The sequence below is a fragment of the Poseidonibacter lekithochrous genome, from assembly GCF_018861145.1.
Lineage (GTDB): Bacteria > Campylobacterota > Campylobacteria > Campylobacterales > Arcobacteraceae > Poseidonibacter > Poseidonibacter lekithochrous_A.
On sequence record NZ_JAHKQT010000004.1, the window covers coordinates 131,770 to 146,737 of the forward strand.

18 protein-coding genes are annotated in these 14,968 nt (G+C 26.4%); 3 read left to right on the plus strand and 15 right to left on the minus strand.

Going from position 1 to position 14,968, the window contains the following annotated elements:
• Window positions 1-4 precede the first annotated feature (4 nt).
• Both KO488_RS15285 and KO488_RS15290 read left to right on the plus strand, forming a co-directional pair.
• Window positions 5-1,573: an efflux RND transporter permease subunit gene (locus tag KO488_RS15285; protein WP_216057214.1), complete on the plus strand. Its 1,569-nt coding sequence runs from the start codon at window positions 5-7 to the stop codon at window positions 1,571-1,573.
• Window positions 1,570-3,225: an efflux RND transporter permease subunit gene (locus KO488_RS15290; RefSeq protein ID WP_216057215.1), complete on the plus strand. Its 1,656-nt coding sequence runs from the start codon at window positions 1,570-1,572 to the stop codon at window positions 3,223-3,225. Before KO488_RS15285 ends, KO488_RS15290 begins: the two co-directional genes overlap by 4 nt.
• 17 nt (window positions 3,226-3,242) lie before the next feature.
• On the opposite strand, the gene KO488_RS02525 is transcribed toward KO488_RS15290, so the two are convergent.
• The 15 genes from KO488_RS02525 to KO488_RS02595 form a co-directional block, all read right to left on the minus strand.
• Entirely contained in the window at window positions 3,243-4,070 is an 828-nt protein-coding gene (locus KO488_RS02525) for an SEL1-like repeat protein (protein ID WP_216057216.1), read from the minus strand.
• Between the two features lie 266 nt (window positions 4,071-4,336).
• Window positions 4,337-4,798, minus strand: coding sequence for an N-acetyltransferase (locus KO488_RS02530; protein ID WP_216057217.1), 462 nt, complete (start codon window positions 4,796-4,798; stop codon window positions 4,337-4,339).
• Complete coding sequence (gene yihA, locus KO488_RS02535) at window positions 4,788-5,390, minus strand: ribosome biogenesis GTP-binding protein YihA/YsxC (RefSeq protein WP_216057218.1); 603 nt, start codon at window positions 5,388-5,390, stop codon at window positions 4,788-4,790. Before yihA ends, KO488_RS02530 begins: the two co-directional genes overlap by 11 nt.
• Window positions 5,391-5,402: 12 nt before the next feature.
• Window positions 5,403-5,888: a lipopolysaccharide transport periplasmic protein LptA gene (gene lptA / locus KO488_RS02540; protein WP_228318974.1), complete on the minus strand. Its 486-nt coding sequence runs from the start codon at window positions 5,886-5,888 to the stop codon at window positions 5,403-5,405.
• A gap of 9 nt (window positions 5,889-5,897) precedes the next feature.
• Window positions 5,898-6,431 carry an LPS export ABC transporter periplasmic protein LptC gene (locus tag KO488_RS02545; RefSeq protein ID WP_216057219.1) on the minus strand — a complete coding sequence of 178 codons (534 nt, stop codon included), beginning with the start codon at window positions 6,429-6,431 and terminating at the stop codon, window positions 5,898-5,900.
• Complete coding sequence (locus tag KO488_RS02550; RefSeq protein WP_216057220.1) at window positions 6,422-6,919, minus strand: KdsC family phosphatase; 498 nt, start codon at window positions 6,917-6,919, stop codon at window positions 6,422-6,424. The genes KO488_RS02545 and KO488_RS02550 overlap by 10 nt, the downstream gene beginning before the upstream one ends.
• 9 nt (window positions 6,920-6,928) lie before the next feature.
• A complete protein-coding gene (hisB, locus tag KO488_RS02555) occupies window positions 6,929-7,501 on the minus strand; it encodes an imidazoleglycerol-phosphate dehydratase HisB (protein WP_216057221.1) in 573 nt (190 codons plus the stop codon).
• Window positions 7,502-7,509: 8 nt separating this feature from the next.
• Window positions 7,510-8,403, minus strand: a complete 894-nt coding sequence (locus tag KO488_RS02560; protein WP_228318975.1) for a septal ring lytic transglycosylase RlpA family protein — start codon at window positions 8,401-8,403, stop codon at window positions 7,510-7,512.
• Window positions 8,387-9,772 (minus strand): lytic transglycosylase domain-containing protein, encoded by a 1,386-nt coding sequence (locus KO488_RS02565; protein ID WP_216057222.1) that lies wholly within the window; start codon window positions 9,770-9,772, stop codon window positions 8,387-8,389. The genes KO488_RS02560 and KO488_RS02565 overlap by 17 nt, the downstream gene beginning before the upstream one ends.
• A gap of 37 nt (window positions 9,773-9,809) precedes the next feature.
• Window positions 9,810-10,598, minus strand: coding sequence for a TatD family hydrolase (locus tag KO488_RS02570; protein WP_216057318.1), 789 nt, complete (start codon window positions 10,596-10,598; stop codon window positions 9,810-9,812).
• Complete coding sequence (locus tag KO488_RS02575; RefSeq protein WP_216057223.1) at window positions 10,595-10,900, minus strand: hypothetical protein; 306 nt, start codon at window positions 10,898-10,900, stop codon at window positions 10,595-10,597. Before KO488_RS02575 ends, KO488_RS02570 begins: the two co-directional genes overlap by 4 nt.
• A gap of 60 nt (window positions 10,901-10,960) precedes the next feature.
• Window positions 10,961-12,289 carry an ATP-dependent protease ATPase subunit HslU gene (hslU, locus tag KO488_RS02580; protein WP_216057224.1) on the minus strand — a complete coding sequence of 443 codons (1,329 nt, stop codon included), beginning with the start codon at window positions 12,287-12,289 and terminating at the stop codon, window positions 10,961-10,963.
• A gap of 6 nt (window positions 12,290-12,295) precedes the next feature.
• Window positions 12,296-12,832, minus strand: coding sequence for an ATP-dependent protease subunit HslV (gene hslV / locus KO488_RS02585; protein ID WP_216057225.1), 537 nt, complete (start codon window positions 12,830-12,832; stop codon window positions 12,296-12,298).
• A 4-nt stretch (window positions 12,833-12,836) separates the two neighbouring features.
• The gene (rplI, locus tag KO488_RS02590; RefSeq protein WP_216057226.1) at window positions 12,837-13,283 is read right to left on the minus strand and encodes a 50S ribosomal protein L9; all 447 of its coding nucleotides are present in this window, start codon (window positions 13,281-13,283) and stop codon (window positions 12,837-12,839) included.
• Window positions 13,284-13,528: 245 nt separating this feature from the next.
• Window positions 13,529-14,170: a recombinase family protein gene (locus KO488_RS02595; RefSeq protein ID WP_216057227.1), complete on the minus strand. Its 642-nt coding sequence runs from the start codon at window positions 14,168-14,170 to the stop codon at window positions 13,529-13,531.
• Window positions 14,171-14,413: 243 nt separating this feature from the next.
• On the opposite strand from KO488_RS02595, the gene KO488_RS02600 reads away from it, so the two are divergent.
• Entirely contained in the window at window positions 14,414-14,968 is a 555-nt protein-coding gene (locus KO488_RS02600; protein WP_216057228.1) for a UbiX family flavin prenyltransferase, read from the plus strand.

Consider the following 14,968-nt stretch of genomic DNA (forward strand, 5'->3'; position numbering starts at 1 on the left):
TTAAATGCAAAAAATTGATAAAAATTTAAACATAGCAGGAAGATTATCTCTTTCTTTTATAAATCATCCATTAACACTAATACTTGGTGTATTTATTTTAGTTCTTGGATATATTTCTTTAGTATTTATGCCAAGAGAAGAAAACCCGCAAATAAAAGTAAGTGGAGGTGCAGTTATAGTTGCACTTCCAGGTGCAACTCCTAGTGAAATTCAAAAGGTAATAATACAACCTTTAGAAAAAAAGATAAAAGAGATAAAAGGTGTTGAGCATATTTATTCTTTTGCAAAAGATTCAGTAGGAATCGTACAAGCTCAATACTTTATAGGCCAAGATAAAGAAGAATCAAATCTTAAACTTTATGACCAAGTTATGAGAAATATGGATTTAATGCCAAGTGGAGCTATGCAGCCTATTATAAAAACTATGGATATTGATACAGATATTCCAATTGCAACTATGGCATTTTATTCTATGAAAAAAGATGGAAAAGATTTAATTAGCCAAACACAACTTTATAAAGAAGTAAATAAAATCACAAGAGATGTAAACAAAATCCAAAATGTTGCACTTGTAGATTTAAAAGGTGAGAAAAAAGAGCAATATAATATTTTAATTGATTCAAATAAAATCTCAGCTTATAATTTATCTATTGGTCAAGTTATGAAACAAGTACAAGCCTTATCTTATAAAATAGCAGATATCAATGGAAATACAAAAACTGGGGATGTAGTTGTATTTGGAATAAAACAAGCTATTGAGTCTAAGAAAGATATAGAAAATATAATTATTTCATATCAAAATAGTGTTGCTATTTATTTAAAAGATATAGCAAGTGTACAAAGGTCTTATGATATTCAAAATAATAAAGAAGCGCAACTATATCAAAAAGATGCACAAGGAAACTTTGAAGAAATAGAACAAGTTACTATGAGTATATCAAAGCTAAATGGCTCAAACTCTGTTATTATAAATGAAGAGATATTTAAATATATGGATTCAATAAAAGAAGAACTACTTAATAAAAATATTGCATTTACAATTACAAGAGATGATGGATACACAGCTAATAATGCTGTGAACTCCCTTGTTCAAAACTTATTGATTTCTATTGTAATTATTGCTATTTTACTTATTTTTACTTTAGGCTTTAAAGAAGCTATGATTGTTTCACTTGCAGTTCCTATGATTTTATCACTTACTTTATTTGCTGGATTTTTATTTGATGAAACAATTAATAGAATCACACTTTTTGCTCTTTTAGTATCCCTTGGAATGTTAGTAGATGCTGCTATTATTGTAATTGAAAATATTCATAGACATAGAAAAGAAAATCCAAATACAGACATCTCAATAATCTCCATAAATGCAACAAATGAAATTGGAAATGCAACAAATATAGCAACACTAGCTATTGTAATGACTTTTATTCCTATGTTCTTTGTAGGTGGAATGATGGGTCAATTTATGCACCCTCTTCCTATTTTTATATCTATTTCTCTTGTTATGTCTTTATTTGTAGCTTACGCATTTACTCCATACTTAATGAAAAAAATTTATAAGGTTAAAAAATGAAATTAGAAAACTTTATATTTAATATTTTAGAAAGTAAAGTTAAATCCTTTCTCGTTTACTTTATTGCATTTATTTTATTTGCCTTAAGTATTGCTACTTTTCCAACAGAAATTATAAAAGCAAAAATGCTTCCAAGTAAAGATTCAAATACATTTTCAATTTATGTGGATTTAAAAGATGGTTCAAGTAAATTACAAACAAAAGAAGTAACAAGATGTATTTCTTCAAATCTTCAAAAAAACGAACTAGTTACAAATGTTTCAGTGTTCATTGGGGAAGGTCAGCCTTTAGATTTTGCAGCAATGGTTAAACAAAGTGCTTTAAAAGACAAACAATCTCAAGCTGAAATAATGGTAAATATTAAAAAAGTAGAAAATAGAGATATCACAAGTTATAATTTAATAAGCAATTTAAGAGAAAATATTCAAAGAACCTGTTCTTTATATGATGCAAACATAAAATTTATAGAACTTCCAGCAGGACCACCTGTCCTTGCTTCAATAGTTGCTGAAATCTATGGTGGAAATACTTTCCAATCAAGAAGAGATTTTTCACAAAAAATAGCATCTATTTTAAAAGAGCAAGCTACTTTAGTAGATATTGATATAATGGCTGATAAGGATTATATTAAATATCAATTAGAACTTGATAATAATAAAATCATTAAAAGTGGCATTAATTTGGAGCAAATAAAAAATATTCTTTATTTAGCATATGAAGGTATGGAGATTTCTGTTGTTAATGAAGAAAAGGCAGAAAACCAAATACCTATATTTTTAAGATTAGATGATTCAAGACTTTTAGAAAGCTCAACAAAACAAAGTTTAGAAAGTAAATTACAAACATTAAAAGTAGTAAATAAACAAGGTCTTATGATTAGTTTAGCTTCATTTATTACTATTAAAGAAGTAATAAATGAGCCTACATTGACATCAAAAAATTTAAATATGATGATAAATGTAATAGCTGAAACAAACAAAGATAGTCAAATCTACCCTCTTTTAGATGCTAGAAATCAAATATTAAATGATTTAAAAGAAGATTATATAATCACTAAAACAAATATGTTAAATCTCTTATTTAAAGATAAAATTACAGATGAAGAGTTTGATTTAGTTTTTGATGGTGAATTAAAAGTTACAATTGATACTTTTATAGATTTAGGGGGAGCATTTATTATTGCTTTAGTTTTAATCTTTTTCTTAATGGTAATGTATTATAAAAGTTTTGCTCTTTCAGCTGGAATTGTATTAGCTAGTTTTATATCAATTGTAGGAGTTATTTTTGCCCATGTACTTATGGATATTATTACAGAAGATACATTTTACTTAACAGCCACATCATTGATCGGATTTATTGGACTAATTGGAATAAACTCAAGAAACTCAACTTTAATTATAGATTTTTCAAAACAATTAGTAGTTGAAAAAGAATTAAGTATAAATCATGCTATTGCACAAGCAACGTCAACGCGTTCTAAGCCCATAATCTTAACAGTTCTAACAATGGTATTTGCAAGTTCACTTCTAGCTACTGATGCTGTTTTTGGAGGCTTAGGAATTGCCTTGATAGGTGGAACATTGATATCATATATTGTATCAATGTTCTTTGTTCCTGTAATTATAAAAAATCAATTATATAAGATCGTTTAAATATGATAAAAAAAGTCTTAGAAGCCTTGTTCCTCTAAGGCTTTTGCATAAGAACAAGATTTTTTAGACCCAAGTTCACAAGCTTTTTTAAATAATGCCTTTGCACTAACTTTAGATTTATTTACACTTCTTCCTTCATAATAAGAAACACCTAAATTCATACAAGCACTTGCTATATTATTTTCACAAGCTCTAAAATAAAGTTTATTTGCTATATTATAGTTTTTTTCTACACCATTGCCTTTTGCATATAATAAACCTAAGTTATAACAAGAAATATCAATCCCAGAATTACAAGCTTTTTCATATAAATCATGGGCCATTTTATAATCTTGTTTTACACCTAGACCTTGTTTATATAAAACTCCTAAGTTCATACAAGAGTAGTTTACATCATTATCACAAGCTAGTTTAAAATAAATACTTGCCTTTTTATAATCTTGATACTCTTTTTTTGTATATAAAGAAGCTAAGTTATGACAACTTCTATAAGCACCACCTTCGCAAGATTTTGTATATAATTTAATAGCTTTAAGTTTGTTTTCTACAACACCTTTTCCTTTGTCATATAATAATCCTAAATTGTAGCAAGCATTAAAAACATCACCATTACATGCTTTTTCATAATACTCAGATGCTTTTAAATAATCTCTTTGTTTTGTATGTCCACTTTCATAAGCAAAGCCAAGGTTATAACAAGCTACATATCTATTTTCATTACAAGCATCTTCATAAAACAAATATGCTTTTTTATAATCAGCTTTTAAATAAGCTTCATTTCCCATTGTTAAATTGCTTGAATTCAAATTTAAGATAAATAAGAATACAAGTATTATTATTTTCATATCTATTTCCTTGCAAAAAATTATTAATAGCAATTAGCTATCTTTTCTTATTCTAACAAATTATAAATAAGGTTTAAATTTAAAATATATTATTATATTATTAATTTTTATATAAAAAAGTAAGATATTTGTATTAAATAAAAGCATTTAATATTTCTTATGTATTTAATACTTTTATCTGGTATATTTTAAGGATATTATTATTTTTTTAAATTTGTAAAAAAACTAATAATTCATAGTATTTTAAAGAGAGTATTAGTCTTTTTTTATAAATCTAAGACCATTGCAATTTCATCACATACAGGAAAATGCTTACAACGAATACAGTCAGCCCAGATTTTATGTTCTGGAATTGCTTCTTTTTCTATTACACGAAATCCAGATTTCTCAAAAAAACTTTGTGCATATGTTAAAGATAATATTTGTTCTAACTTATATTTTCTTCCTTCTTTTATACACTCTTCTACTAGTTTTTTTCCAAGATTTAAACCTCTAAATTTTTTAGATACCACTAAACTTCTAACTTCAGCAAGTCTTGCAGAATGAATATGTAAAGCTGTAAATCCAGCCATCACTCCATCTACTTCAACAACAGTATAAGATCTGATTGTATTAGCCATTTCATCTTCAGTTCTTAAAAGAATATTTCCATTTTCAACTTCTGCTTTCACAAGCTCTTGCATTAAAACAATTGAAGTTACATCAGGCTTATAAAAGTTAACTTCCAAATAAATACTCCGTAATTCTATTTTGAAGAGATTCTACACCTTTTTTCTTTAAATTTGAGATAAATATTCCATCAGGATTTTCTCTTTTTAATTTTTGTAAATCATTTTGTTTTAATTTATCTATTTTAGTGAAAGCATTGATAATAATTTGATCACCTCTTTTATTAGCCTTTAAAAACTCATCAACATTTTTATCAATAGCTAAATCAGTATGTCTAGAATCAATTAAATGTACAAAAATCTGTAAACATTGTCTTTGTTCTAAATATCCTGTTAAGTTTGAATTCCAATCTTTTTTTAAACTTTTTGAAACTTTTGCATAACCAAATCCAGGTAAATCTACAAATCTAGCATATAAAAAAGGTACTTCTTCTTTATCAGTTTTAAACTTGATATTAAAATAATTAATAAGTTGTGTTTTACCAGGTGTTGATGAAGACTTTGCTAAACCTTTTCTATGTGTTAATGTATTTAATAAAGATGATTTTCCTACATTAGATCTACCTAAAAAAGCCACCTCTGCCTTATCTGGACTTGGTGAATCATGAATACTTTGTGCTGATTCCATAAAATTTGCTTCGACTATTCTCATTTAATATTTTCCTTACTTTTGCGAGCCACGCTCAATATTTATTATAAATCTTACAGGTTTATTATCACTACCACTTACTTTTGCTTCACCGCTTAATTGATTTACATAAATTTTTTCGCCATAAATTTTTCTATCATCATTTTTTTCTTGTAAAAATCCATTCCCAAGTATTGTATATTCTTGCTTTAAAGGAGAATAAATAACTTTATTTCCTTTCCCTATATAATGCTTTACATCTGTTATAATTTCAAAATCTACATTACCTGTTGCTATATATTTTGAAGGAATCTTTCCTGAACTTTCTTTTTTAGTTACAAAATAAATATCAACTTTTTGTGCATTTAATTTATCTTTTCCCATTTGTATTTTTACATTTCCAGTGAAAGTTGAAATACCTTTTTTATCATTTGCTTCAAAATTTTGTGCATCAATTACTAATTGTTGAGTTTGTCCTAATAACAATGTAGAACATACTAATAAACCTGCTAAAAATTTCATTATTTACCTTTATTTTTTATTTTTAACTTCTATTTCAAAATGAACATTTTTAGATTTCATATAGTTTTTTGTTCCATCTAAATATAAGTCTGTACCTTTAATAGTATTATTATAATAATAACCATCATAAGGTACCTTATTTGTTGCTAATTTAGTTTTTATATTATAATCCATTGAATTAGTATTTAAATTTATAAAATCATCTCTATTGTATTTTACATCTCTTTGTAAAGTTAAGTCATCACCTTTTTTTATAATAACTTGAGCTTCTAAAGTTTCAATTTTATAATCTTTATTTTCTAAATTATTTCTTAAAAGAATATTTGCATCATACATTTCATCTCTTGTTTTATATTTTATAGCATGACTTCCTTGAACAACTCTTGATACATTTTTATCCGTTACAGTATACATTAATGGTTTTTCAAATACTACTAATGGAATATCTTTAATATCACTATTATTTACTCTATTCTCAACAGGAATAAAATATGACCCAATTGCTAAAAATAATAATGAATAATTAAAAAGTTTTATATCCATGCGTTTAGAAAATCCTCTTCAAGTCCATCTTCTTTACAAATATACTCAATCATTTCTCGAACAGCTCCACTTCCACCTTGATTTTTACAAACTACGTGCACAAAATCTTTTAAATATTGTGTACCGTTTAAAGGTGTGAAAGAGAGTCCTGCTTTTTTAAGCATTTTATAGTCATTTAAATCATCCCCAATGGCTGCAACTTGATTCCATGAAAGTCCTTCATCATCAAGTATCTTTTGTAGAACTTCATCTTTGTTATGAATACCTTGATGTAAGTGTTCAATTTTTAAATCTTTTGCACGTCGTTCAACTATCAAAGAATTTCTTCCTGTTATAATTGCAGCTTTTTTTCCAAGCTTTTTTGTCCAAGTAGCAATTGCTAAACCATCTGCTACATCAAAGGATTTTAATTCATCACCTGAATTAGTATATGTAATCTGACCATTTGTTAATGTACCATCAACGTCTAAAACAATAAGTTCAATCATAGAACACCTTCATAGAACACCTTTTGTACTAGGAATACCTAATCTTTCATTTTTAAGAAGTGCACGTCTAAGTGCCACAGCAAAAGCTTTAAAACTAGCTTCTAAAATATGGTGTTTATTTCTTCCTCTTTCTTGAATAATATGAACTGTTAATCCAGCATTTCCAGACACAGCATGAAAGAATTCTTCTGCTAATTCAACATCAAAATCTCCCACTTTTCCTGAAACATTTACTTCATAAACTAAATAAGGTCTATTTGATAAATCCAAAGCACACGTAACTGCTGCTTCATCCATTACAACAGTTGCATTTCCATATCTCTCAACTGCTTCAATTGGGAAGATTTCTTGTTTTAAAGCTTTACCCAATACTATCCCACAATCTTCAACTGTATGGTGTGCATCAATATGTAAATCTCCATCACATGATAAATCAATATCAATTCCACTATGCTTTGAAAAAGCTTCTAACATATGATCAAAAAAACCAACACCCGTATTAATATTAGATTTACCACTTCCATTAATATCTAATTTACATTTAATATCTGTTTCTTTTGTTTTTCTATTTTGTTCTACCATTTTAAACCCTATTTTCTAATTATAATTGCACTATTTAAACCATTTGAATCTTTAAACATCTGTGCTTGATTTTGTGAGCTAAAACCTCTAATTAATACTTTATGCAAAAATCTATTATTTGAAACCACTTTTACTACATCAACATTATATTGATTATTTATCATCGTTTCATATTTTCTTTTTGTTTGCATTGCTCCTTCTAATTTACTAAAAGCACCAACTTGAATATTATAGTTATCATGAACTATAGTTTTTTCTTCTATTTCCATTGAATCCATAAGAGTGATTGGTTCTACTTTAACTACTTCTTTAGTTACAATAGGTTTTTTATATACTTGTTGTACAGGTGCATTATAATTTTGTATTTCGCCATTATATCCTAAAACAGTTATTTTTACCCTTGCTGTTCCATCTTTTACCATATCGATTTTATGAGCTGCTGTATTTGATAAATCAATAATTCTTCCATCAACAAAAGGACCTCTATCGTTAACTCGGACAACTACACTTTTACCATTTTCAAGATTATCAACTCTAACTACTGTATTCATAGGTAAGGTTTTATGTGCAGCTGTTAAAGCATACATATTATATGTTTCACCATTTGAAGTTTTTTTAGCATGAAAATTAGGTCCATACCAAGATGCGATTCCACTGAACTGATCATTTATATTTGGAATAAATGGATAATAATCTTCACCAAAAACGGTATAAGGTCGAAGGGTAGCTCTATGCATTGCTTTAGAGTTTCTTATTTGGCTATTTGATGTATTTTTATATATTTTATTTATATCTGAAGATTTAACACTTTGTTTTTTTGAAGAACATCCTGTTATTAAAAGTGCACCAGCTATTAAACTAGTAGTTATTCCATATTTAAAAATTTTATTTATATATTGCAATTTTATCTCCAACTTTTATTTTATTCGATTTCAAATTATTATCTCTTTTTATTTTCTTAATATTAAGTTTAAATTTATGTGCAATTGTACTTAAAGAATCACCTTTTTTAACTTTGTATATTATCTTCTTTGTGCTTTTTCTTGTTTTTTTATTTACTTTATATTTATCAACAGGAATAACAAGTTTTTGTTTTAATGATAATTTATTTGATTTTAAATCATTAAATTTTTTGATTAAACCATATTTTACTTTATATTTATGAGCAATACCTGATAAAGTATCACCTTTTTTAACTCTATAAATTACAAAAGAATCATTTTTTATTTTATTTTTATTTTTATTATAAATACCTAATTTTGAATAAGGAATATTTAAATCATAACGTTTTACATCAAAAGGTACAATTTCTTGTTTAATATGTATATTCATTTTTGCTAAAGTATTATGTTTCATATTTAATACTTTTGAAATACTTCTTAAATGTAATCCACCTTTTACTTTTACAGTAGTAATTGTAGCATTTATATCTCTATCAAAAATATAACCTTTTTTAAGAAAATTTCTATTAGCAATCATTGCTAAAATTACAATTTTTCTTAAATAACTACGACTTTCACTTGGTAAATATTGTCTGTCTACCTTTTCTTGTATTTTTAAAAGATCTCTTGCTGTAATTGGAATATTCCACTGTCTAATATCTTTATATATTCTATTAACTTTATAAAAATCTTTTCTCGTACTTAAGTATTCTTTTATTGTATTTCTATACTCTGTAATTCTTTTAGAATTCTTTTTATTCGGATAAAGCTGTATATATTTGTCTATACTTGCTCTTGTAATTGCTTCAATTACTCTACCTTCCCCACAATTATAAGCTAAAATTGCTAAATACCATTTATCAAATCTTTTATGATGTGATTTTAAATACTTTGAAGCTGCATGTGTTGATTTTATAAAATCTAATCTTTCATCAACATATTCATCATTTCTTAATTTATGAATTCTTGCAGTTGTTGGCATAAATTGCCATAAGCCAAGAGCATTCGTAGAAGATTTAGCATCTATTCTAAAATTCGATTCAGCCATTGATAAAAATAAAAAGCTTGAAGGTAACCCTTCTTGATTTAAAACTTCTTTAATTTTTGAAATATAAATAGATGATTCTCTTAAATTTCTTTTATATACATGTATGTGATTTTTATCTGACAATTTATCATATAAATCTTGAAGATGTTCATCATGAACAAAAGATTTCTCGATATCTAAGTCTTTTAAGACTTGAAGATCTTTTTTTGTGAAGCTTACTGCATTTAAGTTAGTATAAAAAAATGTAAAAACTAAAAATACAATTAATATTATTTTATTCAAGTAAAATCCTATTTTCTTATATAACTAGATATCTTGGTTAAGATAAACTAGAAAACTCTTTAAATAATTTAATAGCATTCTTTGTAGTAAGATTATCAATCTCTTCTCTTGACATTTCTAATAATTCAGCCATTTTATCAGCTACAAAAACTGTATAATATGGCTCATTTCTTTTTCCTCTAAAAGGATGTGGAGTAAGATAAGGAGCGTCTGTTTCTATAATTAATTTATCTTTTGGAATTTTAGTTAAGATTTCTACTAGTTTTTTTGCATTTTTAAAAGTTAAGACACCACCAATACCAAAGTAAAAATTATGATCAGAAAGAGGTAATAAATGCTCACTTGCATTAAAACAGTGAAGAACTCCACCTACTTGTTTGGCATCATAATCTATTAATATTTGTCTTGAATCATTTGAAGCTTCACGAACATGAACAATTAGAGGTTTATTTACTTTTTTTGCAAACTCTATTTGAGCTATAAAAACTTCTTTTTGTTTTGCAATATTAGCTTTTTTTTCTTCCTCATCTTCAGGAAGTCTAAAATAATCTAAACCACACTCTCCAACTGCTATACATTTAGGATGATTTATATATTTCTCTAAAACTTTTTCATCATACATATCTATATCATAAGGATGAATACCTACAGCAAAAAATACTTCATCATATTTTTCTGCTAATTTAATAGCTTGAGGAAGATCATTAAAATCAGCTCCTGGAATTAAAAAGCCTTTTACATTATGCTCTATTGCATTCTTAATTACGGCATCAATATCTTCATAATATTGTTTGTTGTCTAAATGACAATGAGTATCTATTATTATGTTAAAAACCTTTTTTCTACTAAATTTAGTAATCCATTTATTTCGGATAAATCTGAAACTTTTATCCAAGCATCAATGCCAAAGTTTTTAAATGCATCATAATCTTCTTCATCATCAATAATTGCAACTGAAACATATTTTTCATTACATACTTCAGCTTTATTTTCTTCAAATTCAAAAATTGAATCAATATTTATAATGATAATATCAGCTTTTTCACTTATTCCACTATGAAAATGTTCAACTTTATGTTCACTATCAATCAGTGAATCATCAACTTCACAAAATGTAATTATATTCATATAAAAACTCCTAAATTTCTTTAATTCTTTATTCTATCTAAAAAATTATTAATTTCAAAACTATAGTATATACCTAGCTGTATCTACGTTATCTACAATCTCATCAAGTTTATCTTCAACTAAAGTTTTTGTTATAATTACTTTCTCGCCTTTTTTCTCATCAGCATCAAAAGAGATATCTTCAATTACTTTTTCTATAACAGTATGTAATCTTCTAGCACCTATATCTTCTGTCATCTCATTTGCAGTTACAGAATACTTTGCAAAGGCTCTAATAGAACTATCATCAAACTCTAATTCAACTTCTTCAACAGCTAAAAGGGCTTGATACTGTTTTAATAAAGAGTTTTTAGTATTTGTTAATATTTTATATAAAGCTTCTTCATCCAAAGATTCTAATTCAACTCTTAATGGGAATCTTCCTTGAAGCTCTGGTAATAAATCACTTGGTTTTGATACATGGAATGCACCAGCTGCTATAAATAAAATATGGTCAGTTTTAACTTGCCCAAATTTAGTTTGAACAGAACTACCTTCAACAATAGGTAATAAATCTCTTTGAACACCTTCTTTACTTGGGTCTTGATTTTGATTAGTTTTACCAGATGCAATTTTATCAATTTCATCTAAAAATATAATTCCACCATTTTGAGCTCTTTTAACAGCTTCTATTTTAATAGCTTCTTGATCTAATAAAGATTCACTAGCTTCATCTCTTAATAAAACTTTTGCATCTTTAATACTTACTTCTTTTTTTATTTTGTCTTTATTAAGACCACCTAACATTTTATTTAGGCTTTCTTGCATTGAAGACATATCCATTGGCATATTTGAGTCTAAAATCTCTACATGAGCTTTTTTAGAAACTTCTATTTCAATTTTTTTATCATCTAATGATCCATCAAGAAGTTTTTTCTCCATAGTATTATATGTTTTAATAAATGATTCTTTTGCACTATTGCTTGCAGTATCAGGAAGTGGAGGTACAAGTATTTCAATAATCTTTTTATGAACTTCACCTTCTATTTTATCTTTAATTTTATCTTCATATTCTCTTGATACAATATTTATTGATTCATATACTAAATCTCTAATCATTGATTCAACATCACGACCTACAAAACCAACTTCTGTATATTTACTAGCTTCAACTTTTACAAAAGGTAAAGACATCATTTTTGCTAATCGTCTTGCAATTTCTGTTTTACCAATACCAGTACTACCAATCATAAGAATATTTTTTGGCATTATTTCTTCTTGTAGTTCTGGTTCTACTTTCATTCTTCGATATCTATTTCTTAAAGCTAATGCAATTGTTTTCTTTGCATTAGCTTGTCCAATAATATAATCATCTAAGTATGCAACAATTTGCTTAGGTGTTAAATCCATACTTTTTTAATCCTCTATTTTCAATAATTTAATATTTTGATTTGTATAAATACAAAGTTCACCTGCAATCATTAAAGATTCTTTTACAACTTGTTCTTCATCCAAATCTGAGTGTTTTGCTAAAGCCCGTGCTGCAGAAATAGCAAAGTTCCCACCAGAACCAATTGATGCAATGCATCCATCTTCAGGTTCGACAACATCACCATTTCCACTTAAAATAAAAATATGGTCTTTATTTAAAACTATCATCATAGCTTCTAGTCTTCTTAAAACCTTATCTTTTCTCCACTCTTTAGAAAAAGCAATAACAGCTTTTAATAAATCACCTTTCGTACTTTCAAGATGAGTTTCAAACATATCATAAAGATTAAAGGCATCAGCAGTACTTCCTGCAAATCCAGAAAGTATCTGATCTTTATAAAGTTTTCTAATTTTTGTAGCATTACCTTTTAAAACTGTATTGCCAAAAGTAACTTGTCCATCACCTCCAATTACAGCCTTGTTTTTCCCTTTGTAAGCTAATATCGTTGTAGCATCAAACATCTAATTATTCTCCAATGATTATAACTTCTAAAGAGGCATGAACTCCATAACCTAATTTACAATCAACTATAAAAGTACCTTCTGCTTTGATTTTCTTCTCTAATGATAAGTTCTTTTTATCAATTTCTATAGAGAATTGAGTATTTAATTCTTCTGAAATTTCTTTATTTGTAACAGAACCAATTAAATGACCATTTGCACCAATTTTATGTTTAATAGTAAGTTTTGTAGCATTTAATTTTTCTGCTAATTCTTTTGCATCTGCTAATTCTTCAGCTTCTTTAGCTTCTCTTCTTTTTTCATCCGCTTTATATTTTGCTAGTACTGCATTTGTTGCATGTAAAGCTAGGCCTTTTCCAATTAGAAAGTTTTTTCCATATCCATCTTTAACTTCTTTAACTTCACCTGCTTTTCCTGTACCTTGAACATCTTTAATTAATAAAACTTTCATATTTACTCCGTATATCTAAAATTGGCAGTATTTTACTATAACTTATATGAAGTAAGAATAAATTTGAATTTATTTAAAAATTAAGAACTTGATATTAGTTTGTTAACGAACTATAATTCCACCCAAAAAGGATTAAGAAAAACTTTATGCGAATAAAGATGGCTTAACTATGAGTGAGATATCAGAATTAATAAATAAAGTGATAATAGAAGTACTTTAACTCTTGATAATATAGATATATTCTCTTAACTTGCAATATCAAGAGTATTTGGCAAATTTTGTCTAATATTCCTTTTTTTAACATAATTATTTAAACCTATATGATTGTTGTATCCTAAAAGTTTTGCAATTTTTCTAACAGATAAACCAACAGATAATAATTCTTCAATTTTATCTCTTTGCTTATCAAATTTAGATTTTTGAATAGTTCCAACAGGTTTTCCTAAAGCAACACCTGATAATTTTTTTGCACTTAATGCCTCTTTTGTTCTTAAACTCATTAAATCTTTTTCTAATCCAATAGTCATAGAAATCATTCCTAAAATCATTTGAGTTAACATATCTTTATCATCAACTAAATCAAGGTTTTGTTTAACTACTAGTATTCTTATTTTATTAGATAAAAGAAATTTAACAATTTCTAAAATTGTTTCAATTGTTCTTCCAAAGACATTTAAATCATAAACAATAAGTGTTGTATTTTTTTCACAATTTTTTAGTAATTCTAAAATATTTTTTTCATCACTTGGAGTACTAATATCTATCTCTATATTTTTATAAATATCAATATTATGTTTTTTTACATAATTATTTAAAATATCTTTTTGTTCTTCTGTATATTTTTCATTATTCTTATTTATCCTCGTGTACGTGAAAATATTTGACATGATTTAATCCTTAACATTAAGTATATTTTTAATATATAAATTTACAATATGTTTTATTTTTACATATAAAGTTTATACATTATGTTAACAATTTTATTATTAACATAACCTTAAAAATTATCTAAATGAGACTATTTTTCGTATTTGTAGGAATATGTCTTTACACATATAATTATACAGTTTGAATTAAAAGCCTTTTTTAGATATTATCTTTTTAAATATATGTAAATAGAAAGGTATCTTTTGAAAATTACTGTAGGAATCTCAGGAGCAAGTGGAGCTAATTTAGGTCTTACTTTTGTTAAAAAACTTCCTAAAAATATTGAAGTTTTTTTAGTACTTTCAAAGAGTGCAAAAATTGCATTAAAACTTGAAAATGGAATTTCTGTAAAAAAAACTTTTGAACAATATCCAAATGTCAAAATATTTTTAGATACAAATATTGCTGCACCAATTGCATCTGGTTCGTTTAAAGTAGATAAAATGATTATCCTTCCATGCTCCATGAATACACTTGCAAAATGTACCGTAGGAATTTCTGATTCATTGATTACAAGGGCTTTTACAGTGATGTTAAAAGAAAAAAGAGATATAGTTTTAGCACCTAGAGAAATGCCCTTTAATTCAATTGCTTTAGAAAATATGTTAAAATTATCTAACTTGGGAGTGATAATTGCTCCTCCTGTTCTTGGATATTATTCAAGTCAACAAACATTAGAAGAAATGGAAAATTTCTTAATTGGTAAATGGTTTGATTTACTAAAAATTGACAATAACTTATATGAAAGATGGAAATAA

Bases quoted from the DNA above. Each gene is read 5' to 3' on its own strand.
- KO488_RS15285 (WP_216057214.1), top strand. From the start codon at position 5: ATGCAAAAAATTGATAAAAATTTAAACATAGCAGGAAGATTATCTCTT.
- KO488_RS15290 (WP_216057215.1), top strand. From the start codon at position 1,570: ATGAAATTAGAAAACTTTATATTTAATATTTTAGAAAGTAAAGTTAAA.
- KO488_RS02595 (WP_216057227.1), bottom strand. From the start codon at position 14,170: ATGTCAAATATTTTCACGTACACGAGGATAAATAAGAATAATGAAAAA.
- hslU (WP_216057224.1), bottom strand. From the start codon at position 12,289: ATGGATTTAACACCTAAGCAAATTGTTGCATACTTAGATGATTATATT.
- lptA (WP_228318974.1), bottom strand. From the start codon at position 5,888: ATGAAATTTTTAGCAGGTTTATTAGTATGTTCTACATTGTTATTAGGA.
- rplI (WP_216057226.1), bottom strand. From the start codon at position 13,283: ATGAAAGTTTTATTAATTAAAGATGTTCAAGGTACAGGAAAAGCAGGT.
- KO488_RS02550 (WP_216057220.1), bottom strand. From the start codon at position 6,919: ATGATTGAACTTATTGTTTTAGACGTTGATGGTACATTAACAAATGGT.
- yihA (WP_216057218.1), bottom strand. From the start codon at position 5,390: ATGAGAATAGTCGAAGCAAATTTTATGGAATCAGCACAAAGTATTCAT.
- hisB (WP_216057221.1), bottom strand. From the start codon at position 7,501: ATGGTAGAACAAAATAGAAAAACAAAAGAAACAGATATTAAATGTAAA.
- KO488_RS02525 (WP_216057216.1), bottom strand. From the start codon at position 4,070: ATGAAAATAATAATACTTGTATTCTTATTTATCTTAAATTTGAATTCA.
- KO488_RS02545 (WP_216057219.1), bottom strand. From the start codon at position 6,431: ATGGATATAAAACTTTTTAATTATTCATTATTATTTTTAGCAATTGGG.
- KO488_RS02575 (WP_216057223.1), bottom strand. From the start codon at position 10,900: ATGAATATAATTACATTTTGTGAAGTTGATGATTCACTGATTGATAGT.
- hslV (WP_216057225.1), bottom strand. From the start codon at position 12,832: ATGTTTGATGCTACAACGATATTAGCTTACAAAGGGAAAAACAAGGCT.